This is a genomic window from Stappia sp. ABD4_338, assembly GCF_056312175.1.
Window position 1 is genome coordinate 2,715,109 of record NZ_CM149982.1, and the last position, 22,211, is coordinate 2,737,319.

Here is a 22,211-nt window from a genome sequence, read left to right on the forward strand (position 1 = left end):
GTAATGATTTCGCGCCTCAAAGCAACCGGGAACTCACCCGCGCGGCGGCGCGCCGAGCTCCGCAAGCATCAATGGCTGCACCAGAAGGTGCCCGTCCACCGCCTTGACCGCGTGGCGTTCGAACAGGGACTGAAGCTCCGCACGACGCGCGTCGGCGACCTCGCGCCGTGCCGGATCGACGGCGACCAGATAGGCGATGAAGTCATCGAGCGTCCCGAAGGTCGTCGCCCGGTCGTAGACGACCTTCTGGCGAAGCTCGCAGTCCCGCTTCGCGATGCGCTCATCAAGCGCCGTCATCGCCTCGGCGCGGATCGCGGTCTCGTCCTCCACCGGCCGCATGACCTCGAAGAAGGACCCGCGCGCGAGCGGTTCCACCACGACCAGCGTGCCGCCGGGCCGCAGGACCCGAAGCGCCTCGTCGAGGGCCCTTGCCATCGCCGCGCCTGGAACATGATGCAACGCGTTGAGAAAGACCGCCGCGTCGAAACCGTCCTCGGCGAAGGGAAGGTTTTCCGCCGTCGCCACTTCGAACCGGGCCCCGGCCACCTTGGCGCGTGCCGTCTCGACCGCCGTCCAGTCGGGATCGATGCCGGTCACCCGGTAGCCGTTGGCGGCAAGAAGCCGAGACAGCGCGCCATGGCCGCAGCCGATGTCGAGAACGTCGCGCGCGCCGGCGCGCGCAAGCAGGTCGAGCAGACGCTCGTTCGTCTGCGGAACGGGCGGCGGCGGGGTGTCTCCGGCACGCGAAAGGGTGGTGGTCATGGCTGCGCTTCCGTTTCCCGTGTTCACGACCGTGCCCGCCCGACGCCGGCGGGGGCGAACTCGTCGCGCACCCGGTCCGTGTCCGCGCCAAGCGCCGGCACGGGGCCGAACGCGGGCGAGTGTCCGTCGACCAGGGCGCCGGGCGCGAGCAGGCGCACCGGCCCTGTCGGCGTGTCGGCCTCCACATAGCGGTTCTGGGGATGGGCGACCAGATCGTCCATGGTCGACACGCGCCCATAGGCGATGCGCGCGGCCTCCAGTCTCTCCGCGATCTCGTCGCGCGGGATCGTGCCGAAGACGGACGCGATGATGTCGTCCAGCGCCGCGCGATTGGCGACGCGGTTGGAGTTGCTGTCGAAGCGCGGATCGCGCGCCACCTCCTCGCGCCCCAGCACGTCGCGGCACAGGATCGCCCACTCGCGTTCGTTCTGGATGGAAAACAGCACTTCCTTGCCGTCGCTCCCGGCATAGGCGCCATAGGGGGCGATGGTCGGATGGTTGAGGCCCGAACGCGCCGGCGTCTTGCCGCCATAGGCGAACTGGAGATACGGCACGTTCATCCAGTCGGCGAGCGCGTGATAGAGCGACACGGTGATGTGGCGCCCCTCGCCGCTGCGTTCACGCGCGAAGAGCGCCTGCAGCACGGCCTGATGCGCGGTCATGCCGGCGGAGATGTCGCACACGGACACGCCAACGCGTGCCGGCCCCTCCTGGTTGCCGGTGATGGACGAGAGGCCGCTTTCCGCCTGCACCAGCAGGTCATAGGCCTTGAGGTCGCGATAGGGGCCGTCCTCGCCATAGCCGGAGATCGACACGGTGATCAGGCGCGGATTGGCCTCGCGCAGGCGCTCCGGCGCGAAACCGAGCCGCGAGATCGCGCCCGGCGCCAGATTCTGGATGAAGACGTCGGCACGGGAGATCATCTCCTCGAGCAGCGCCTTGTCGTCCTCCTGGCGAAGATCGAGGCAGACGGATTCCTTGCCCCGGTTCAGCCAGACGAAATAGGCGCTTTCGCCGTGAACGAGGTGGTCGTACTGGCGCGCGAAGTCGCCTTCCGGCCGTTCGACCTTGATGACGCGGGCACCGGCCTCCGCAAGACGTCCCGACAGATAGGGAGCGGCAACCGCCTGCTCCACGGACACAACGAACAAACCGGACAAATCGGAAGCCATGATGAAGGCATCTCCCTTTCTTTTGGCGCGAGTATGCCCGAGGGACCCGGGGCGGAGTAATAAAGGGCTTGCGCCGCCGTTATTGTCTCAGGCTATGCCTTGCGCAACTGCGACGAATTGAACCCTCTCCCCTCGCGTTCACGCGTCCCCGGACCTATTGCTCCAGACTATGTGTCCGCGCACATCCCGCTATTTCCTTTCGAAACCGCAAGCGCGCAGTCTTGCCGCCCTTCCCACACACTTGCAGGAACCGCCATGACCGCACATGCCGACAATCCGCTGACGCGGATCGCCCTCCCCCTCTTCGTGCCGGGCAACCGTCCCGAACGCTTCGCCAAGGCCCTCGCGGCGGGAGCCGACGCGGTGTTCGTCGACCTGGAGGACGCGGTGCCGCCAGAGGACAAGCCGGACGCGCGGGCGGGTCTCGCGACGGCGCTCGGCGAGGCGCTCGCCGGCCTTGACGCTCCCGTGCCCGTGCTGGTGCGTGTCAACGCGGCCGATACCCGGTGGCATGGCGACGACCTGGCCGCCTGCGCGACCCTCCCGCTTTCCGGTATCGTCCTGCCCAAGGCGGAAACGGCGGAGGCCGTCCGCGACGCCGGTGCCCGCACCGGCCTGCCCGTCGTGGCGCTTGTGGAGAGCGCCGCGGGCCTCGCCAATGCCCGCGAGATCGCCCGCGCGAGCCATCGTCTCGCCTTCGGTTCCATCGACTTCGCGGCCGACATCGGCATTGCCCATGAGCGCGGCCCGCTCTCCCACGCGCGTTTCGAACTGGCGCTCGCCGCAAGGCTCGCCGGACAGGGCGCACCTATCGACGGGGTGACGGCCGACATCCGCGACGCGGGCCTGATCACCGACGACTGCCATCATGCGCGCACCCTCGGGTTCGGCGGCAAGCTGCTGATCCATCCCGCCCAGATCGCCCCCGCCCGCGCCGGATTCCTTCCAGCGGAGGAGGAGATCGCCTGGGCCACCCGCGTGGTGGAGGCGGCCGGGGACGGCACGCGTGCGGTTGCGGTGGACGGCGCCATGGTGGACCTTCCGGTCGTCCTGCGCGCACGTCAGATCCTGGACCGCGCCGCCGGGAAGGGCTGACTCGGAGAAAAAGCGGGGCCGGCCCCGAGGGGAAGGAGCCGGCCCCAGTTTGGGGCAAGAACCCCGGGGCGTCAGATGGTGCGGCCGCCATCCACCTCCAGGATGACACCGGTGATGAAGTCGGCTTCGTCGGAGGCGAGGTAGAGCGCCGCATTGGCGATGTCGCGCGGCTCGGAGAGGCGTCCCATGGGGATCGTGGCGATGAAGCGCTCGCGGTTCTCCGGCGTGTCGGGCACGCCCATGAACTGTTCAAGCAGCCCGGTCGCCCCCATCACGGGCGCGATGCCGTTGACGCGGATCCTGCTCGGCGCCAGCTCCACCGCCAGGCTGCGGGTCATCAGGTTCACCGCGCCCTTGGACGAGTTGTACCAGGTAAGACCGGGGCGCGGCCGGATGCCCGCCGTCGAGCCGACGTTGATCATGACGCCGCCGCCCTGCTTCTCCCATACCGGCACGCAGGTCTTGGTCATGTGGAAGATCGACAGGACGTTGATGTCGTAGATCTTGCGGAAGGTCGCCTCGTCGGTCTCCATCAGCGGCTTGTTGGGGTTGGTCCAGCCCGCGTTGTTGACCACGATGTCGAGCGAGCCGAAGGCCTTGAGGGTCTCGTCGACGGCCGCCTGCACGTCGTCGGCCTTCGACACGTCGCAGGTGATCGCAATCGCCCCCTCGCCCAGTTCGGCGGCAACGGCCTTCGCCCCCTCGCCGTTGAGATCGACGACGGCGACCTTCGCGCCCTCGCGAATGAAGGCTTCGGCGATGCCCTTGCCGAAGCCGGATGCCGCGCCCGTGACGAGCGTTGTCTTGCCGGAAAGTCTCATTGGATGTTCCTCACCCGTGGTTGTTGACGATGGTCTTGATGCGCGAGAACTCGTGCAGGGCCTCGAACCCCTTCTCGCGGCCGTGACCGGACTTGCGAACGCCGCCGAAGGGCAGCTCCACGCCGCCGCCGGCGCCATAGCCGTTGATGAAGACCTGACCGCACCGCATGGCCTTGGACACCCGCTGCTGGCGGCTGCCGTCACGGGTCCACAAACCGGTCACGAGCCCGTATTCGGTGTCGTTGGCGATGCGGATCGCCTCCGCCTCGTCGTCGAAGGGAATGGCGCAGAGCACCGGACCGAAGACTTCTTCCTGCGCGATGCGGGACGTCGGGTCGCACGGGCCGAACAGGGCGGCGGGCACATAGTAGCCACCCTCCGGCGCGTTGCCGGCGATGGTGCCACGCGCCACCAGGGGCGCGTCCGCCTCCTCGATGTAGCGTTCGACCCGCTGCTTCTGTCTTGCAGAGATGAGCGGACCGAGAACCGCGTTCTCGTCGGAGCTGTCGGAACAGGCGATCTCGCCGAAGCGGCGGGCCAGTTCGGCCATCACCTGATCGTAGATCGGGCGTTCGATCAGGATGCGCGACCCGGCGGAGCAGGTCTGCCCTCCGTTCTGGATGATCGCGTTGACGATCACCGGATAGGCCGCCTCGAGATCGGCATCGGCGAAAACGATCTGCGGCGACTTGCCGCCAAGCTCCAGCGTGCAGCCGATGAAGTTTTTCGCCGCTGCGACCTGGATCATGACGCCCACCTCCGGCGAGCCGGTGAACGACAGGAAGTCGACGCCCGGATGCTCGGAAAGGGCCTTGCCGGCGACCTCGCCCCGGCCGGTCACCACATTGATCGCCCCGGCGGGGAAGCCGACCTCGCGCGCAAGCTCGGCGATCCTCAGCGCGGTGAGGCACGCATCCTCCGCCGGCTTCAGCACGGTCGCGTTGCCCATGGCGAGCGCCGGCGCCAGCGAGCGGGCGAACATCTGCGCGGGGTAGTTCCACGGAATGATGTGCCCGGTCACGCCGTGCGGCTCGCGGTGCATCTCGACATTGTAGCCGGCGAGGAAGGGGATCACCTCGCCGTGCACCTTGTCGGCCGCGCCGCCGTAGAACTCGAAGTAGCGGGCGGTGACCAGCATGTCGGCGCGCGCCTGCTTCAGCGGCTTGCCGTTGTCGCGCGTCTCGAGGCGCGCCAGCGCTTCCGCCTCGTCTGCGATGCGGGCCGACAGCTTCAGCATGAGCCGGCCGCGTTCGGCCGCCGTCAGCTTCGACCAGTCGCCCCCGTCAAACGCCGCGCGGGCGGCGCGAACTGCCGCGTCCACGTCCTCGGGACCGGAGTCCGCGATCGCCGCGAACACCGCGCCATCGACCGGCGAGCGGACCTCCATTTCCCTGGCCGAGGCCGCAGGGATCCATCTGCCACCGATCAGGTTCAGGGGATCGGGCAGCAAGTCTTTCAGATTGTCCATCGGATCAGGTCCTTTCGTGCTCCAGGACACCCTCGCTGACCTCGCCACGCTCGATCACGAGCGTGCGACCGGCAAAGCCGCGCAGCAGGGAGGGGTTGGATTCGGTGATCACGAGCGCGACCGTGAGGTCGGCATCGCGCAGGGCCTTGAGCGCGTCGGCGTAGCGAAGCGCCAGCGCGGGCGCCAGACCCTGGAAGGGTTCGTCGAGCATCACGAGCTTCGTGCCGAGCATGAGCGCGCGGCCGAGCGCCACCATCTTGCCCTGCCCGCCGGACACGTTGCCGGCCGGGCGTCCCGCCATCTCCCTGAGTTCGGGCAGGATGTCGTAGACCCGGTCGATACGGCGTTTGGTCTCGGCGGCGTCGAGACGCGCCACCTGCGCCGGCAGCAGGATGTTCTCCTCCACCGTGAAGGGGGAGAACAGCCGCCTGTCCTCCGGCGCGTAGCCGATGCCGAGCCCCGGGCGCCTGGCCGGAATGAGCGAGGTCATCTCCGTGCCCGCGAAGCTCATGGAGCCTGTGACGGTGGTGAAGCCCATGATCGAGCGCAGCAGCGTGGTCTTGCCCGCGCCGTTGCGGCCGATGAGGGCGACCGTCTCGCCCGCCTCGATGGTCAGGTTGATGCCGCGCAGGATCGGGATGATGCCGATGCGCGCGTCGACGTTCTTGAGTTCCAGCATCACACCGCCTCCCCGATCACGTCGCGGATCACGTCCGGATGTTTCAGGATTTCCGCCGGCGAGCCGCGCATCTGCACGTTTCCGGCCGCCCATACGGCCACTTCGTCCGCGTAACGCGAGACGATGCCCATGTCGTGCTCGACGAAGACGGCCGTCACCTCCGCCTCGGCGAGCGCCTTCACGAGAATGTCCATGACGGCGAACTTCTCCGAGGAGGCGACGCCCGACGTCGGCTCGTCCATCAGCAGCAGGCGGGGTTTGAGCGCCAGCGCGACGGCGATGTCGATCAGCTTGCGCTGGCCCTCGGAGAGTTCCACCACGTGCCGGTCGGCCACGTCCGCGCAGCCCACCATGTCGAGCAGATGCATCATCTCCTCGCGCTCGGGCACGTCGTGCAGGTTCTGCAGCGGGTTCTTCAGTCCGTCGCGCGCGGCGACCGAGATCAGCAGGTTTTCCAGCGCCGTGTGCTCGGTGAAGAGCTGCGGGATCTGGAAGGCCCGCGCGACGCCCAGCTTCACGATCCTGCGCGGCTGCAGCGGCGTGATGTCCTTGCCCTCGAACATCACCTTGCCCCGGCTCGGCTTGATCCAGCCGGTGCAGATGTTGAGGAAGGTGGTCTTCCCGGCCCCGTTGGGACCGATGATCGCGAGATTGCGGCCGCGTTCGATCTTGAGCGACACGCCGTCGGCGGCGATCACGCCGCCGAAGCGGATCTGGAGGTCGTGAGCCTCGAGAAGGGGCGCGGTCATTCGGACCTCCCTTGGGCGCCGGCGCGCCCGGTCAGGCGGTCGTAGATGCCGATGACACCGCCGGGGGCGAACAGGATGATGACGAGCAGGAAGCCGCCGAGCAGCATCTGCCACACGTCACCGGCGAAGGCGCTGGCATAGGTGCGCACCACCTCGTAGATCAGCGCGCCGATGAAGGCGCCCGGCACCGAACCGGCGCCGCCGAGCACGGCGATGAAGACCATCTCGCCTGAGCGGATCCACCAGGCGAACTCCGGCGTCACCACGCCCTGGGCGATGCCCATGAGCACGCCGCCGGTGCCGCACAGGACGGCGGAGAGCACATAGCCGACAAGCAGCGTGCGCTGCGGCGACACACCCAGATACTGGAGACGGGTCTCGTTGGTCTTCACCGTCTGGAAGAGCTGTCCGACCGGCGAGGAGAACCAGCGCACGGTGAACCAGCCGAGCAGCAGCGCAAGCGCCAGCGACAGGTAGAACAGCAGCAGTTCGAAGGGACCGCGTTCCAGCGCCATGCCGAGGACGGTCGGGCGCGGCAGGCGGATGCCGTCCGCGCCGCCGGTGTAGTGGTAGAACTTTTCCAGGATCGACCAGAAGATCATCGAGAACGCCAGGTTCAGCATTCCGAAGAAGATGCCCCGGTAGCGCACCACGAAGAGGCCGACGAGAAGTCCCGACAGGGCGGCGGAGGCGACCGCCGCCAGGATGACGAGGATCAGGTCGGCGCCGTTCATGAACGACGACAGGAAGGCCGCGCCATAGGCGGCGATGGCGAAGTAGAGCGCATGGCCGAAGGAGACCTGGCCGGCGCGCAGGAGCACGGTCACGCCGACGACGGCCAGCCCCTTGGCAAGCGCAAGGTTCACCAGGAGCTGCAGCGAGGGCGCCGCGAAGGGCACGATCGCCACGGCGGCAACGGCGAGAAGCGGAATCAGGACACGAAACAGCATGGGCCCGCCTCAGATCTTGCGCGCCGACGGGCTGCCGAAGAGCCCCTCGGGGCGCACCAGCAGAACGAGCAGCATGATGAGATAGGGAACGAGCACCGCCGTTTCCGGCCACACGTAGACCGCGAAGGAGCGGCCCAGGCCGATCAGCAGCGCGGTGAAGGCGGCGCCCTCGATCTGGCCGAGGCCGGCGGTGGCCACCACCGCGAAGGACAGCACGATCATGTCCGCGCCCATGCCGGGCAGGATCGAGGTCGTCGGCGAGGCGAGCGCGCCACCGAGACCGGCGAGCGTCGCGCCGACGATGAAGGTGAGCAGGAACACCTTGTCCGCGTCGATGCCGATGGACTGGGCCGCCTCGCGGTCCTCGGTGGTGGCGAGAATGAGCTTGCCGATCACCGTGTGGCGCAGGAAGAAGCGCAGGCCGAACAGCAGCACCAGCGCGATCACCGGCAGAAGGATGAGCTGATAGGCCATGTAGGTGACGCCGAAAACGGTCACGCGGCCCAGTTCCTGCAGCACTGCGGCCTGGAAATAGGGCTGGGTGCCCCACACGAGCCGCTGCACGTCCTCCAGGATCATGAACACCGCGAAGGTGACCAGGAGTTGGAGCACCTCAGGCTTGTTGTAGATCCGGCGCAGCAGCAGCCATTCGATCGGTCCGCCGACCAGCACGCCGACGAGCACGGCGGAGACCAGCATCAGCGGAAAGGCGAGCACCGGGGCGGCACCCATCGCCAGCACCCAGCCGGTGAGCGACACGGTGAGATAGGCGCCGACGGCGTAGAGCGAGCCATGCGCCACGTTGAGAATGCGCATGACGCCGAAGATGAGGGTGAGACCGACGGCGACGATGAAGACGAGCGCCGCGTAGGCTACTCCGTCGAACAGGGCCAGTAGGAACAGGGTCAGGTTCATGGGGTTCCGTTGCGCGCGGTGATGGCATCGCTGTCGCGGGCCGGCTGTTGTGCGCGGTGGCATGCGGGCCTGCGGCGGACGCGGCGGGGCACGGGCCCCGCCGCGATGCGTCTCGTTGACGGACGCTTACTTTTCGTAGGTGTCGACCTTGACGCTCTCGACGAAGTCGGGACCGAGCTTGCTCACCCACTCCACGGACTCCTCGCCGACCGGAGCGGTCAGGTCGGCGCCGTCGAAGATCATGATGTTCTCGAGCGTGGCGAAGGGATATTCGCCGCTCTGGACGCTGGTGCCCAGAAGCTGCGCCTCGATGCCCTGGTGATCCTCACGGATGGTGACCTCGCGGCCCAGACCCTGGAACGTCAGGCCCTCGAGCGCGGCGATGACCTCGTCCTCGCTCGGCCATTCGCCGCCCTTGGCCTCGGCGGCCTTCTCGTAGGCGGCCTTGAGCGCGGCGATCGCCTGGCTCATGTGGAAGACCGGATAGATCGCGTGGGAGCCGGTCTTTTCCTCGAAGGCGGCCATGAACTCCTTGAAGTCCGCATCGTCACGGCGATCCGGATGCAGGAAGTAGTGGTCGCCGCGCGCGCCGACGATATGGCCGGCGGGGAGCGTGGAGCCCAGGCGCTCGAGTGAGCTTTCGGCCAGCGGAATGACGAAGGTCGAGGTGTTCATCAGGCCGCGCTGCGCCGCCTGCTGGATGAAGGTGTCCAGATCACCGCCCCAGGAGGTGGACAGGATGACGTCCGGCTGCATCGCCTGCAGGCGCGAGATCTCGGTGGAGAAGTCCGGCGCGCCGAACTTGGGGAAGAACTCGCCGACCACCTCGACGTCCGGCTTCATGGCCTTCAGCGCGGTGGAGAAGATCTGCCAGCTGTCGCGGCCCCAGGCGTAGTCCTGGTTGACGACGGCGATGGTCTTGAAGTCCGGATGGGTCTTGAGAAGATAGACCACGGTCGCCAGCATTTCCGGCGTGGCGTTGGCCTGCGTGCGGAAGACGTAGTTGTACTTCCCTTCCTCGAAGATCTTCTGCGTGCCGCAATCCCACATGATGTTGAGGACCTTCAGATCCTCGGCAAGCGGGGCGATCGTCTGGCAGTTGCCAGAGGAGATCGAGGCGAGCATGGCGTGGGCGCCCTCGCTCTCCACCTGGCGGCGGTACTCGGAGGTCAGCGCCTCGGCGCCCGCGCCCTCGTCGATGAAGGAGAGCTTCACCGGAACGCCGGCGATGCCACCCTCGGCGTTGATCTTCTCGACGAGGATCTCGGCCGCGTCGCGCCCGGGGACGCCGAAGACCGAGGCCGGGCCGGTCAGGAACGTGGTGACGCCGACCTTGAGTTCGGCCGGCTTCTCGGCGGCAAGGGCCGCGAGCGGGGCGGCGATCATCGCCGCCGTTGCAAGCAGTAGCTTCTTCATTGGTTTCCTCCCAAAAGTGGGCGGGCGACACCTGCCGCCCGCCATCTCCCGTTTCGCTGCGGATCTTCCCGTCAGCGGATCGCGATCGGATTGATGATCATCTGCACGGCCCCCTTCAGCCGGGCCTGACCCAGCACGAACAGGAACTCGTGCGCCTCGTCCTTCGCGAGTTTGCGCGTGTCCATGTTTTCAAGGATGTAGATGCCGTTCTCGGGCTGCAGGATCTGGTGGGCGCGGAACGCGTCGCCCTCCACCTCGGCCGGCACGACCTCCATGCCCCAGGTGTCGGCGCCGACCGCCATGACGCCCAGTTCCGCCAGATACTCCGCGCCGCTTACACCGAGCCCGGGCTCGGCGGCGCCGAAGCGCTTCGGATCGGGGTTCTCGCCGTCGAGCAGGTTCATCCAGTTGGAATTGAACAGGACGATATCGCCCTCGCGCAGCTCGACTCCCTGCTGCTTCGCGGCCGCCTTCACGTCGTCGGCGGTATAGGCCGTGCCTTCCTCCACCATGTCGACGCCGTAGAACTTCGCCATGTCGAGCAGCACGCCACGGCCCACGAGACCCGGCAGGTTGTGCAGGCCGAGTTCCGTCAGACCGGCGGCCTTGGCGAAATCGCTGTCCTTGTGTCCGTTGTAGTAGACGTGGTCGACGCCGGCATGACCCAGGCCGTCGATCTGCGGACCGATGCCCAGCCAGCCCATGAAGATGTCGTCATTGTAGGTGAAGGCGTTCTTGCCCATGCCGCTGTTGGAAATCTGGTTCGGCTGGAGAACCGTCACCGACAGGCTGCGCGGCGGAAAGGCCGGCGTGTCGCTGCCGACGATCATCCCGAGGCTGTAGACCTTGCCGGTCGTGACCAGTTGCGAGGCCGCCTTGACGCTCTCCGGCGTCATCAGGTTGGCGGCACCGATCTGGTCGTCCTTGCCCCACTTCGATGTCGTCCAGTCGTGCGATCCCTCGGCAAACGCCGCGGATCCCGCCGCGACGAGAAGCCCGGCTGCAAGACATGCGCTTTTTGTCGTGATACCCATCTGCTTCCTCCCAGAGCGTCTTGGATATCGGGAAGCCTAGGTTCTCCCCATGAGGGCTACCAATAATTTGCGAAGCACCCGGTCATAGCCTAATCCTATAACTGACACGGAATGATAGACCGATTTCGGCTATGCGTCTTTAGTGTCCGGGAGGATCGTGCCTCGGCAACGCGCCGAAGCACGCGGACAAGGACAGTATCGGGAGGACCACATGAAGATCACGGCAGCCGTTCTGGAGCGAGGCGGAGTCACCGAGAATTTCGCGGCCGAGCGCCCGCTCACGGTGCGTGAGCTCGACCTCGAGGGCCCGGGGCGCGGCGAGGTCCTGATCCGGATCGCCGCGGCGGGCGTCTGCCATTCGGACCTTTCGGTCATCAACGGCACGCGTCCACGCCCGCTGCCCATGGTGCTCGGCCACGAGGCGTCCGGCTTCGTGGAAGAGGTCGGCGCCGGTGTCGACGACCTTGCGCCGGGCGACCATGTGGTGTGCATCTTCGCGCCCGGCTGCGGGCGCTGCACCCCTTGCGCGGAAGGCAGGCCGGCCCTTTGCGAGCGCGCCGCCCGCCACCACGGCGTCGGCGAGCTGATGACCGGCGCCCGGCGACTTTCCATGGACGGAACGCCGGTGAACCACCACGTCGGCGTCTCCGCCTTCGCCTGCCACGCGGTGCTGTCGCGCCAGTCGCTGGTCAAGGTCGAGGCGGATGTGGCCCCTCACCTGTCGGCGCTGTTCTCCTGCGCCATGCTCACCGGCGCCGGCGCGGTCTTCAACACCGCCCATATCAAGCCGGGCTCCAAGGTCGCGGTGGTCGGTCTCGGCGGCGTGGGCCTTTCCGCGATCCTTGGCGCGGCCGCCTCGGGCGCCGGGCAGATCGTCGCCATCGATCCCTTCGCCTCCAAGCTCGAGACGGCACGGCGGATGGGGGCGACGGATGTGGTCACGGCGGACGAGAAAACGGTCGAGGCGGTGCGCGATCTCACCGGTGGCGGCGTCGACTACGCCTTCGAGTTGGCCGGTTCGGTGCGTGCCCTGGAGACCGCCTACGACATCACCCGGCGCGGCGGAACCACGGTCACGGCGGGCCTGCCGCATCCGGACGCGCGCATGTCGCTCAACGCGCTGAAGCTCGTCGCCGAGGAACGCTCGCTCAAGGGCAGCTACATCGGCTCCTGCGTGCCCCAGCGCGACCTGCCCCGCATGTTCGCCCTGCACGCGCGCGGGCTTCTGCCGGTGGAAAAGATGCTCAGCCACCGGCTGAAGCTCGACGATATCAACCTCGCGATGGACCAGCTTCACGACGGGACGGCGATCCGCCAGATCATCGAGTTCGACTGACATCCCCAAGGGAAGCGATACCCGGTCTCATGGACATCAGACACCTGCGCTACTTCATCGCCATCTCCGAGGCGCCGTCGCTCTCGGCGGCGGCCGCGGAGATCGGCGTCGCGCAACCCTCGCTGTCCCAGTACGTGCAGCGCATGGAGCATGAACTCGGCGTCAGGCTGGTGGAGCGGTCGCCGCGCGGCACGGTGCTGACCCATGAGGGCCAGCTCCTCGTCGCGCATGCGCGCGAGATCTGCGCCAGCATGGACCGGCTGGTCGCCGAGATGCACGACCTCAGCGGGTCCACCCGGGGCAAGGTCGGCTTCGGCCTCCCGCCGTCGATTTCCATGGTCATGTCGGTGCCGCTTGCAGAGACGGTGCGCGTCGAGCTTCCGGACGTGCGGTTGCGCGCCATCGAGGCGATGAGTGGCTACATCAAGGGCTGGATCGAGGACGAGACGGTCGACATGGGCTTTCTCTACGATCTGGAGAAGGTCGAGCATTTCCGCGTCATCCACGTGCTCGACGAGCAGCTCTTCTTCTTCTCCGCCCCCGACACCTGGCCCCTCGACACGCCACCGGGAACGCCCGTCCCCATGCGCGCGCTGTCCGACCTGGAGATGATCCTGCCCGGCCCCTCGCACGGGCTGCGCAAGACCATCGAGCGTCACGCGGCGGCCAACGGCATCGCGCTCAACGTGGTGATCGAGATGGACGCGATGACGCAGATCAAGGAGCTCGCCGCGCGCGGATCGGGCCATACGATCTTCGCGCCCGCCGCCGTGCACGACTTCGTCGCCCGGGGAGAATTGCTGAAGGCCCCCATCGTGGCGCCGGTGATCCCGCGCCCGGTCTATCTCGTGTCCAAGCCCACGCGTTCGCAAAGTCGCGCCTGCCGCGCGGTGGAGCAGATCACGCTCGAAGTCGCGCGCGATCTCGTGCGCCGGGGCATCTGGGAAGGGCAACTGGTCGACGCCTGAGCGTGTCCCCACATGCGGGCGTCAGGCCCGCGCCAGCGTCATACCCGTGCAAGACCTTGCATGGTCACGACGCCGTCCTCGCCGCGACGCACCCGCAGTTCGATGCCCTCGTCCGTCTCGCGCGCCTCGACCATCACCGGACGGTCGCAGGTCAGCGGCGACAGGCCGCGATAGGCGAAGGATGCGGGCAGGCGCCCGAGAAGATCGGCGGCAAGGTTCTGCATCCAGGTCGACTGGAGCGGACCATGCACGACGAGCCCGTCATATCCCTCGACACCGGTGGCATAGGGATAATCGTAGTGAATGCGGTGGCCGTTGAAGGTCAGCGCGGAATAGCGGAAGAGCAGTGTCGAGGTTGGCGTGATTTTCCAGCTTTGCACCGGTTCCCAGGGCTCGCCCGCCTTCGGCGCGGGCTGCACGCCCGGCTTCGGATCTTCCCGGTAGACGATGTCCTGCCGATCGCGGATCCGCACCTCGCCGCCAACCAGATACTCGTGATCGACCGTCACGAAGCCGAGCGGTCCGCTGCGGCCCTGCTTGAAGGTCACATCGCGGATCGTCGATATGCGCTCAACGGTATCGCCGGGGCCGATTTCCCCGGACCAGACCACTTCGCCACCGGCCCACATGCGCCGGGGCAACGGCAGCGCCGGAAGGAAGATCCCGGTGCGGGGATGACCGTCACGGCCGAAGTCCGCGGGCTCCACCGCGTCCGGGGCGAGACACCAGTGGAAGCCGGCCGGCACGTCGAGCGGTCCCCGCGTGCCCGTCAGCGTCAGCCGGAAATGCTCGACCATGCGGTCCGTGACGATCTCGCTGCGCGAGATACGATGGCCGATCCACCCCGAATAGTCGTCCGCGTCACTCATGTGTCGTCTCCCCCGCGAATGGTTCGTCCCAGGCCCGTCGCCGTTTCAGGCGCGTCCTCGAGCGCGATTGCCCGGAGACCCGCCGTCTCCGCCGCGCCAAGCAGGGCTTCCGCCTTGCGGAGCAGGCCCTGTTCCAGAACCTCGGGGCGGATCGGGTCGGCCAGATCGTGCGTCACCGTCAGCGTCTCGTTGTTCCTGAGTGTCAACGAACAGCGCGCCTGCATGTCGCTGAGGCCTTCCTCCCCCGTCACGGTGACGCGCGTGGCGAAGTCGGCAAGCCATGCATCGCCGGCGAGCCGGTCCGTATAGGTCGCGTCACGTGCCGTATCGATGCCGGACAGTGCCATGCCGGCAAGCCAGGCGTAGCTGAACTTCACTTCGAGTCCGGTGCGCGGGCGCTTGATGTCACAGACCGAAAGCCAGCGCGGGTTCGTGAACACCTGGAGCGAGGCGACCTCCTCGGCGGCGGTGCCCCGTTCGCGCCTTGCCTCGAGCAGCGCCTCGATCATGGCATGCGTGCCGTGGCAGCAGGCGTGCAGCTTGTATTTGACGGCTTCGAACAGAAAGGTCTCCGGCGGCGGGTCGCGGAAGGTGGCGGCCTCGTCAATCGCATCGGAATGCGTGGGCAGGAAGCCCTGCCGGTCGAGCAGCCCGTCGTCGCAGGAGGTGAAGCCAAGTGCCGCCAGCGTCGCGCATTCCACCCCGTTCGAGGCGGCGATGCCGGCATTGTAGGGCTTGCCCATGGTGCCGAACTGGCTCTTGAGGCCCGAGGCGCGCGTGGCGCAGAGCCCCAGGGCGACGCGCATCTGATCGCGGGTCAGCCCCATCAGCCTTCCGGCGGCGACCGTCGCGCCGAAGGCTCCGGCCGTCGCGGTCTGGTGGAATCCGCGATTGTAATGGGCCGCCCCCAGCGCGATGCCGATGCGGACGGAGGCTTCCGCGCCGACGAGGAAGGCCCGGACCACCGCCCCGACGTCCGACCCGCGCTCCTCCGCGACCGCAAGGGCGGCGGGGAAGATCGCAACGGAAGGATGCCCCACATGGGCGAAGTGGGTGTCGTCATAGTCGAGCGCGTGACTGGTCGCGCCATTGACGAGGGCGGCCATGCGAGCCGGCGCGCGGCCGCCGCCGAAGAGCGAGGCAACGCCTCTCCCCCCTTCCAGCGCGGCAAGCTCGCGCATCTTCCCGGCAAGCGGTTCGCGGACGCCCGCCCGCCCGCAGGCAAGCCAGTCGAGCAGCGACAGCCTGGCGAACGCCAGCGCGGACCCGGGCAGCGCATCGTCCGGCAGGGCGGCAAGGTCGAGGACATCCCCGATCAGAGACATGGTTTTCCCCTTCTCGTCCCCGGTCAGGCGTTCGGGCCGTAGGACTTCGGCAGCCCCAGAACCTGCTCGGCGATGAAGCACAGGATCAGGTTGGTGGAAATCGGGGCGACCTGATAGAGGCGCGCCTCGCGGAACTTCCGCTCCACGTCGTATTCCTCCGCGAAGCCGAAGCCGCCGTGGGTCTGCAGACATGCTTCCGCCGCCTCCCAGCTTGCATCGGCGGCGAGCATCTTGGCGGCGTTGGCCTCCACGCCCGGGTTGTGCCCGGCGTCATACATGGCGGCCGCCCGATAGACGATCGCCTCGGCGGCAAGCATGTGCGCGTAGGAGCGCGCCAGAGGGAACTGGATGCCCTGGTTGCGCCCGATGGGCGTGCCGAAGACCTGACGCTCCTTCGCATAGGCCGAGCCCGTCTCGATGAACCACTTCGCGTCACCGATGCACTCGGCGGCGATCAGGATGCGCTCGGAGTTCATTCCCGACAGGATGTAGCGGAAGCCCTTGCCCTCCTCACCGATCAGGCTGGAGGCCGGAATGCGGGCATTGTCGAAGAATATCTCGGTCGTCGCGTGGTTGATCATCGTGCGGATCGGACGGATCTCGACGCCGTTGCCCTTGAGCTCGCGCAGGTCGACGAGGAACACCGACAGGCCGTCGGTGCGCGATTTCGCCTGCTCTCGCGGCGTGGTCCGCGCCAGCAGCACCATGAGGTCCGAATGCTCGGCGCGCGAGATCCAGATCTTCTGCCCGTTGACGATGTAGTCGTCGCCGTCACGGCGCGCCGTGGTGCGCAGCGACAGCGTGTCGGTGCCGCTCGTCGGCTCCGTGACGCCGAAGGCCTGCAGGCGCAGCGACCCGTCGGCGATGCCCGGCAGATACATCGCCTTCTGCTCGGCGTTGCCGTGCCGCAGCACCGTGCCCATGGTGTACATCTGGGCGTGACAGGCAGCGGCGTTGCAGCCGTTGCGGTGGATTTCCTCGAGGATAACGGCGGCGGCCGAGAGGTTCAGGCCCGAGCCGCCATATTCCTCCGGGATCATCGCGGCGAGATAGCCCTCGCGGATGAGCGCGTCGACGAATTCCTTCGGGTAGGCGCGGCGGCGATCGAGATCGCGCCAGTAGGCGCCAGGATACTCCGCGCAGACCCGCGCGACGCCATCGCGGATTTCAGAATACTCAGCGGTCGGATCGAACGACTCCATGTGACTCCCCGGTCTGTATTTCGGTCGCGAGGATCGCAGGTCCGGCCCGGAACGGGAAATGCCTTTTGCCTCTCGTCGCCATTGCGTGGACCTATAGCCGAAACGGAAGGCCATAGCGATAACCCGCTAGCCTCGTGACAGCCCGCTCCCGGCGAAGACGGCGTCGGGAGGCGTCAATTTCGCAAGAAATCGACTCAATTCTTCGAAAAATTCCGCCCGTTGTTTTTCGGGATTGCCCTTTCGGTCGGTCACCCGGCGGACTTCACGGGCGACGCATATGTGATGACACGCTGGCCCGCGATGGCGTGCACCTCCACCGGCAAACCGTAGATCGCGCTCAGCCGCGTCGCCGTCATGGCCTCGTCGACGGGACCTTGTGCCGCGACCCGCCCGTCCTTCATCGCAATCACCTCGTCGGAGAAGTTCGCCGCGATGTTGAGATCATGAAGCACCACGACGACCGCCTTGTCGAAATCGCGCGCGGCGCGGCGCAAAAGGTCCATCATCGCAACGGCATGGCGGATATCGAGGCTTGCGAGCGGCTCGTCGAACAGCATGTAGTCGGTGTCCTGGCACAGCACCATCGCCACATGGGCGCGCTGGCGTTGTCCCCCGGACAGCTCGTCCAGAAAGCGGCCCGACAGGTCCTCGAGTTCCAGGTAGGCGAGCGCACGATCCACATGGGCGTGATCCTCCTCGCCCAACCGCCCGCGCCCATGGGGAAAACGTCCGAAGCCGACGAGGTCGCGCACCGTCAGACGCGCTGAAATCGCGTTGTCCTGCTTGAGAACCGAAAGCCGCCTGGCCAGGTCGCGGCCGGGGGTATCCCGCACGTCCAGCCCGTCAACGGTTACGTGTCCGCGGTCGGCCTCGAGCAGGCGCGCCATGATGCCGAGCAATGTCGATTTTCCGGCGCCGTTCGGCCCGATGATGCCGGTAAGCCGGCCCCTCGGGATCGTCAGGCTCACGTCATCGACGACGAGATTTCCGCCGTATCCCTTGCTGACCGCCTCGACCCCGATCATCGCGCGATACCTTTCAACAGCATGATAATGAAGACAATTCCGCCGGCGAACTCGGTGACGATCCCGACCGTCGAACCCAGCCCCAGAAGCTGCTCGAGCAGAAGCTGGCCGCCGGCGAGAACCAGGATCCCGAGCATCGCCGCCGCGGGCAGAAGATGGCGATGCCGGAAGCCCGGCAGGACCGCATGGGCGAGCGTCGCGACCAGAAGACCGAAGAAGCTGATCGGCTCGAACCCATTGAGCGGGCCGACAAGCGCGGTCGCGACCGCCACCTGCAACGCGACGAGCAGCAGCACCAGCGAGACCGTCCGGCGGTGATCGACGCCCAGCCCGATGGCCTGGTCACGCCCCAGAAGAAGCACGTCGAGCGTGTCGCGCATTCGCCAGACCACCACGAGCACGACGGCCAGAACGGCGGCGGAAATCGCCAGAAGATCGGGGGCAACCCCATTGAAACTGGCGAAAAGGCGCTCCTGCAGCACGACGAACTCGTTCGGATCGATCATGCGTTGAAGCAGGTTGGTGATGCTTCGAAACAGCAGCCCGAGAACCACTCCAACCAGCAGCATGAGGTGCAGGCTGCGGCCACGCCCCAGGAACAGCCAGCGATAGAGCGCCAGCGCGAAGGCGACCATCATGCCCGCCTCGAGGAAGAACAGCAGGCGCGGGTTCACATCCAGCAGCCACAGGCTGCCGAAGACGAAGACCAGAGCGGTCTGCACAAGGGCATAGAGCGCGTCGAATCCCATGATCGACGGGGTCAGCAGACGGTTCCCGGCAATCGTCTGGAAGATCACGGTCGAGACCGCGGTCGCCACCGCGACCACGCAGATCGCGGCGAGCCTGCGCCCGCGCAGCATCAGCACGAGATCGACGGGGCCGCGCAGCCCCACGGTCAGGAAAGCGACCGCGACCGCCAGTGTCGCCAGGGCGAGCAGGAGGAGAACCATGTGCGGGCCTGGCCGCCAGGACCGCGAAAGAGCCGCCTCATGCCGCATCGGACGTCCGCCTCAGCAGGAGAAACAGGAACAGCCCGCTGCCCACGACACCGAAGACCGTGCCGACGGGGATCTCGTAGGGCGCGACGACGATCCGCCCGACGATATCACAGGCCAGAACGAGCCCCGCTCCCGTCATCGCGATGACGGGCAGCGTCCGGCGCAGGTTGTCGCCCAGCATGCGGGCAACGAGATTGGGCACCACAAGCCCGAGAAAGGGGATGGAGCCGACCGTGCTCACCACCAGTGCGGACACCAGCGCCACGATGGTCAGGCCAAGCGCCACCGTGCTTTTGTGGTCGAGGCCGAGATTGCGGCTCATGTCCTCGCCAAGGCCGGCGATGGTGAAGCGGTCGGCCGCGAAATAGGCAAGTCCGCCCAGAACCCCGGCGATCCACAGGAGTTCGTAACGCCCTGCGATCACGAGGGAAAAGTCGCCGTTCCGCCAGGCGCCCAGCGCCTGCATCATGTCGAAACGGTAGGCCAGCCACGCGGTCGTGGAGCCAAGCACCGCCCCCAGCATGATCCCGGTCAGCGGAACGAGAAGCGGTGAATGCGGTGGCACGTGCCGCAGAAGGCGCAGGAAGAGCCCCGTTCCGGCGAGGGCGAAAAGGGCCGCGACGAGTGACTTCACCACCACCGGCGCACCGGGGAAAAGCAACAGCATGACCAGCATTCCAAGGCCTGCGGCCTCGATGGTGCCGGCCGTGGAGGGTTCGACGAAACGGTTGCGGGCGAGGATCTGCATGATGACGCCGGCGACCGCGAGGCTCGCGCCGCAGAGAAGCAGCGCCAGCGTTCTGGGAATACGGGTCTCGACCAGCGCCGCCAGTGCCTCGTCGCGGGTTGCCGCGTCGAGCAGTCTGGCCGGGTTCACGTCCACGACGCCCACGAAAAGGCTGGCCAGCGCGAGCAGCGCCAGCACCAGCGCACCGGTTCCGATGTGACGGGAGGGCAGTCGTTCGACGTCTGGCATGGAGTGGGCGGTCCCCGGGGACCGCACAACCTTCCTGTTTCGGGCCCGGGTTCCCGGGATCAGTTTTCGGTGGCGAGCGCGGCGGAAACCTCGTCGACCATGGCCTTGAGCGAGGTCAGACCACCACCGCTCAGGTACCAGATGCCGGGATCGAGATAGACGACGCGTCCGTTCTTCCACGCGCTGGTGCGGCGGACGATCTCGTTGTCGAGCATCGCGGCGGCCGCCTCGCCCTTCTGACCGATCGCCGCGTCGCGATCAATCACGAAAAGCCAGTCGGGATCGGTCTTGAGCAGGAACTCGTAGGAGACCGCCTGGCCATGGGTGGCCACGTCCAGGTCGGAGACCGCCGGCGCGAAACCGAAGGCGGTGTGCAGGATGCCGAAGCGCGACCCGGGACCGTAGGCGCTCATGCGCCCTCCCGTCGTCAGGATCACCAGCGCGGTGCCCGTATCGGCGGCCCTTGCCTGCAGCTTTCGCGTGGCTTCCTCGATCTCCGCCAGCTTCGCCTCGGCAAGGTCCTGCTTTCCGACCAGGGTGGCGAGCGCCCGGATGCGCGCCTCCGCGCTTGGAAGGAAGTCGGAGGTGTCGACGGTCATGTCGACGGTCGGCGCGATCGCGGCGAGTTCATCCCGTTTTGCGGCCGAGCGTCCGCCGATCACCACGACGTCCGGCGCCTCGACCAGCAGGGCCTCGAGATCCGGCTCGAACAGCGTTCCGACCTTGGCGATACCGGCATCGTTGTACCCTTCGAGATAGGCGGGTTTTACTCCCTCCGGGACGCCGGCCGGTGTCACGCCAAGGGCGTCGAGCGTGTCGAGGGCCGCAAGATCGTAGACGACAATGCGTTCCCGCCTGGCGGGAACCGTAACGGGACCGCGTGCATCGCGAATCTCGACCGTTTCCGCGTGAGCGGACGGCGCAAGGCTCGCCGTTCCGGCAAGCAGCACGCCGGACAGGGCGGCAAGGGCAAGACGGCGCAGAAGGCGGTTTGAAATCTTCGACATGAGCATCTCCGGCGGTGGAGGAAAAAGGTCAGCGTGACGGCGCCGGGCGGGAGGGCGCACCACAGGAAACGGCCTCCCCGACGGCATCGAGGGACGCGATGATCTTGGCTGGCTGATGGCTGCGCCCGGGATATTCGCGAAAGACGAAGTCGAGCTTTGCTGAGCCCTTTTCCCGCACGATTGCGGCAAGATCGCGGGCACGGCTCACCATGGCATTGCCCTTGATCCAGCGTCTGCGGGCCTCGATGTCCATTCCCGGAACGCCGGCGTCCCAAGGCCCGAGATCCTCCTCGGCGTCCCCGACGGACAGGATGAGACGCGGACGGGGGTCCATCGGCGCGGACTTGTCGAGGAAATCGGCGAGCGCCGTCACCATGCGCCCGCCTCCGGCCCACAGCGAGGCGCTGCTGGCCGCGTAACAGTCGAAGGCGTCGGGCTTCGTCGAAAGGCGATGCAGGACCATCAGCCCGCCGAGCGAGTGCCCGAACAGCGTCTGGCGACCGGGATCGAGAGGGAGAGCAGAAGCAAGCAGCGGTTTCACCTCCCGCTCCACCATCTCGAGAAAGCGGTCGCCTCCCCCGGTTTCTGGCCAGGGTTTTCCGTTCGGCCGATCCGGCATGTCGCTGGCGACGATTGCCGGTGTCATGTCGCGGATGCGGTCCCGCTCACCACCCGCGCCTTCGCCATAGGCAATGGCGGCAATGGCAAGCGGTGCGGCACCAGCGCGCAAGGAGGCACCGCCAATGGAACGATACGTGTCGACCAGAAGGGCGAACGTGTCGTCGCCGTCGAAGGCGAGAAGCAGGGGATACCCCTGCGGCGGCGCGGGACGAGGCGGTTGCCAGACCAGCAGGCGCATCGGCGTGCCGGTCACGGAGGACACGAAGGGGATCTCGCGCGCACCGGGGACAACGACAGGCCGGACCGCGCCCGAGGACGCGGTTCGCGCGGATGCGGCCTCGGGAGCGGCACAGGCCGGCGCCGCCAGAACGCCGACGGCGGCGGCGATGCCGAGAAGACACGTACGAAGGGTCATTCGCGGGAAAGCTCCTGCCAGACGATCTCGGGTTTCTCGCGCCAGGCGAAACGCTCCAGATGGTCGTGAACGACAAAGTGCGTGCGCTTCAGCGTTTCCTCGCTGTCGGACGCGCATTCGATACGCAGGTCCGTCTCGTTTGCCCACATGCGGCACTCGCCGAAGGGAAAGGCGACCTCCGCTTCGCGCTCGTCATAGGTGACGGGCACCTTGTGCGCGAAATGCTTGCAGAGCTGCTGCAGGTAGCGGGAGGCATTGCCGGTGGAAACGGTGGTGTGCAAGGCGGGCATTCTGGGTTCCTGCGCGTTCCGTGGGCGGACAGCTTCGGACCGGTTCCAGCCCCTTGCGACATCCGCGTTGCGTCATGGCAATCAGGACGGGAGGGAAGGCCCGACAGCCTCCCCTCCC

General features: G+C 67.3%; 22 protein-coding genes. 3 read left to right on the forward strand and 19 right to left on the reverse strand.

From position 1 onward, the window contains the following. Nucleotides 1-33 precede the first annotated feature (33 nt). Complete coding sequence (locus ACYX4S_RS12295) at nucleotides 34-762, reverse strand: class I SAM-dependent methyltransferase (RefSeq protein ID WP_476360378.1); 729 nt, start codon at nucleotides 760-762, stop codon at nucleotides 34-36. A gap of 23 nt (nucleotides 763-785) precedes the next feature. Then, a complete protein-coding gene (locus tag ACYX4S_RS12300; RefSeq protein WP_476360379.1) occupies nucleotides 786-1,934 on the reverse strand; it encodes a CaiB/BaiF CoA transferase family protein in 1,149 nt (382 codons plus the stop codon). Between the two features lie 255 nt (nucleotides 1,935-2,189). Here ACYX4S_RS12300 and ACYX4S_RS12305 point away from each other — a divergent pair, with 255 nt between their 5' ends. Further along, the gene (locus ACYX4S_RS12305; RefSeq protein ID WP_422068214.1) at nucleotides 2,190-3,029 is read left to right on the forward strand and encodes an HpcH/HpaI aldolase/citrate lyase family protein; all 840 of its coding nucleotides are present in this window, start codon (nucleotides 2,190-2,192) and stop codon (nucleotides 3,027-3,029) included. 71 nt (nucleotides 3,030-3,100) lie between these two features. Here ACYX4S_RS12305 and ACYX4S_RS12310 read toward each other — a convergent pair whose 3' ends face one another. The 8 genes from ACYX4S_RS12310 to ACYX4S_RS12345 form a co-directional block, all read right to left on the reverse strand. Then, a complete protein-coding gene (locus tag ACYX4S_RS12310) occupies nucleotides 3,101-3,850 on the reverse strand; it encodes an SDR family oxidoreductase (RefSeq protein ID WP_476360380.1) in 750 nt (249 codons plus the stop codon). A gap of 10 nt (nucleotides 3,851-3,860) precedes the next feature. Then, nucleotides 3,861-5,318, reverse strand: coding sequence for an aldehyde dehydrogenase family protein (locus ACYX4S_RS12315; protein WP_476360381.1), 1,458 nt, complete (start codon nucleotides 5,316-5,318; stop codon nucleotides 3,861-3,863). Nucleotides 5,319-5,322: 4 nt separating this feature from the next. Beyond that, nucleotides 5,323-5,997 (reverse strand): ABC transporter ATP-binding protein, encoded by a 675-nt coding sequence (locus ACYX4S_RS12320; protein WP_476360382.1) that lies wholly within the window; start codon nucleotides 5,995-5,997, stop codon nucleotides 5,323-5,325. Then, nucleotides 5,997-6,746: an ABC transporter ATP-binding protein gene (locus tag ACYX4S_RS12325; RefSeq protein ID WP_476360383.1), complete on the reverse strand. Its 750-nt coding sequence runs from the start codon at nucleotides 6,744-6,746 to the stop codon at nucleotides 5,997-5,999. Before ACYX4S_RS12325 ends, ACYX4S_RS12320 begins: the two co-directional genes overlap by 1 nt. Then, nucleotides 6,743-7,696: a branched-chain amino acid ABC transporter permease gene (locus tag ACYX4S_RS12330; RefSeq protein WP_293718709.1), complete on the reverse strand. Its 954-nt coding sequence runs from the start codon at nucleotides 7,694-7,696 to the stop codon at nucleotides 6,743-6,745. Before ACYX4S_RS12330 ends, ACYX4S_RS12325 begins: the two co-directional genes overlap by 4 nt. Nucleotides 7,697-7,705: 9 nt before the next feature. After that, entirely contained in the window at nucleotides 7,706-8,611 is a 906-nt protein-coding gene (locus tag ACYX4S_RS12335) for a branched-chain amino acid ABC transporter permease (protein WP_476360384.1), read from the reverse strand. Nucleotides 8,612-8,737: 126 nt separating this feature from the next. Next, nucleotides 8,738-10,027, reverse strand: a complete 1,290-nt coding sequence (locus tag ACYX4S_RS12340) for an ABC transporter substrate-binding protein (protein WP_476360385.1) — start codon at nucleotides 10,025-10,027, stop codon at nucleotides 8,738-8,740. 71 nt (nucleotides 10,028-10,098) lie between these two features. Beyond that, nucleotides 10,099-11,061 (reverse strand): cyclase family protein, encoded by a 963-nt coding sequence (locus ACYX4S_RS12345; protein WP_476360386.1) that lies wholly within the window; start codon nucleotides 11,059-11,061, stop codon nucleotides 10,099-10,101. A gap of 211 nt (nucleotides 11,062-11,272) precedes the next feature. Between ACYX4S_RS12345 and ACYX4S_RS12350 the strand changes: the two genes are divergently transcribed. After that, nucleotides 11,273-12,397 (forward strand): zinc-dependent alcohol dehydrogenase family protein, encoded by a 1,125-nt coding sequence (locus ACYX4S_RS12350; RefSeq protein WP_422068210.1) that lies wholly within the window; start codon nucleotides 11,273-11,275, stop codon nucleotides 12,395-12,397. A 29-nt stretch (nucleotides 12,398-12,426) separates the two neighbouring features. After that, nucleotides 12,427-13,365, forward strand: coding sequence for a LysR family transcriptional regulator (locus ACYX4S_RS12355; RefSeq protein ID WP_422068209.1), 939 nt, complete (start codon nucleotides 12,427-12,429; stop codon nucleotides 13,363-13,365). A gap of 38 nt (nucleotides 13,366-13,403) precedes the next feature. On the opposite strand, the gene ACYX4S_RS12360 is transcribed toward ACYX4S_RS12355, so the two are convergent. The 9 genes from ACYX4S_RS12360 to ACYX4S_RS12400 all read right to left on the reverse strand — a co-directional run bounded on the left by ACYX4S_RS12360 (nucleotide 13,404) and on the right by ACYX4S_RS12400 (nucleotide 22,093). Then, nucleotides 13,404-14,234, reverse strand: a complete 831-nt coding sequence (locus ACYX4S_RS12360) for an HTD2 family dehydratase (protein WP_476360387.1) — start codon at nucleotides 14,232-14,234, stop codon at nucleotides 13,404-13,406. Continuing rightward, nucleotides 14,231-15,559, reverse strand: coding sequence for an MmgE/PrpD family protein (locus ACYX4S_RS12365; protein WP_476360388.1), 1,329 nt, complete (start codon nucleotides 15,557-15,559; stop codon nucleotides 14,231-14,233). Before ACYX4S_RS12365 ends, ACYX4S_RS12360 begins: the two co-directional genes overlap by 4 nt. A 23-nt stretch (nucleotides 15,560-15,582) precedes the next feature. Then, nucleotides 15,583-16,761 (reverse strand): acyl-CoA dehydrogenase family protein, encoded by a 1,179-nt coding sequence (locus ACYX4S_RS12370; protein ID WP_476360389.1) that lies wholly within the window; start codon nucleotides 16,759-16,761, stop codon nucleotides 15,583-15,585. Nucleotides 16,762-17,009: 248 nt separating this feature from the next. Next, nucleotides 17,010-17,786, reverse strand: a complete 777-nt coding sequence (locus ACYX4S_RS12375; protein ID WP_476360390.1) for an iron ABC transporter ATP-binding protein — start codon at nucleotides 17,784-17,786, stop codon at nucleotides 17,010-17,012. Further along, entirely contained in the window at nucleotides 17,783-18,736 is a 954-nt protein-coding gene (locus ACYX4S_RS12380) for an iron chelate uptake ABC transporter family permease subunit (protein ID WP_476360391.1), read from the reverse strand. Before ACYX4S_RS12380 ends, ACYX4S_RS12375 begins: the two co-directional genes overlap by 4 nt. A gap of 37 nt (nucleotides 18,737-18,773) precedes the next feature. After that, nucleotides 18,774-19,760: an ABC transporter permease gene (locus tag ACYX4S_RS12385; protein ID WP_476360392.1), complete on the reverse strand. Its 987-nt coding sequence runs from the start codon at nucleotides 19,758-19,760 to the stop codon at nucleotides 18,774-18,776. 59 nt (nucleotides 19,761-19,819) lie between these two features. Further along, nucleotides 19,820-20,767, reverse strand: coding sequence for a siderophore ABC transporter substrate-binding protein (locus ACYX4S_RS12390; RefSeq protein WP_476360393.1), 948 nt, complete (start codon nucleotides 20,765-20,767; stop codon nucleotides 19,820-19,822). 28 nt (nucleotides 20,768-20,795) lie between these two features. Next, nucleotides 20,796-21,803, reverse strand: a complete 1,008-nt coding sequence (locus ACYX4S_RS12395; protein ID WP_476360394.1) for an alpha/beta hydrolase — start codon at nucleotides 21,801-21,803, stop codon at nucleotides 20,796-20,798. Next, nucleotides 21,800-22,093 carry a DUF2218 domain-containing protein gene (locus ACYX4S_RS12400; RefSeq protein ID WP_293718683.1) on the reverse strand — a complete coding sequence of 98 codons (294 nt, stop codon included), beginning with the start codon at nucleotides 22,091-22,093 and terminating at the stop codon, nucleotides 21,800-21,802. Before ACYX4S_RS12400 ends, ACYX4S_RS12395 begins: the two co-directional genes overlap by 4 nt. Between the last annotated feature and the right edge of the window lie 118 nt (nucleotides 22,094-22,211).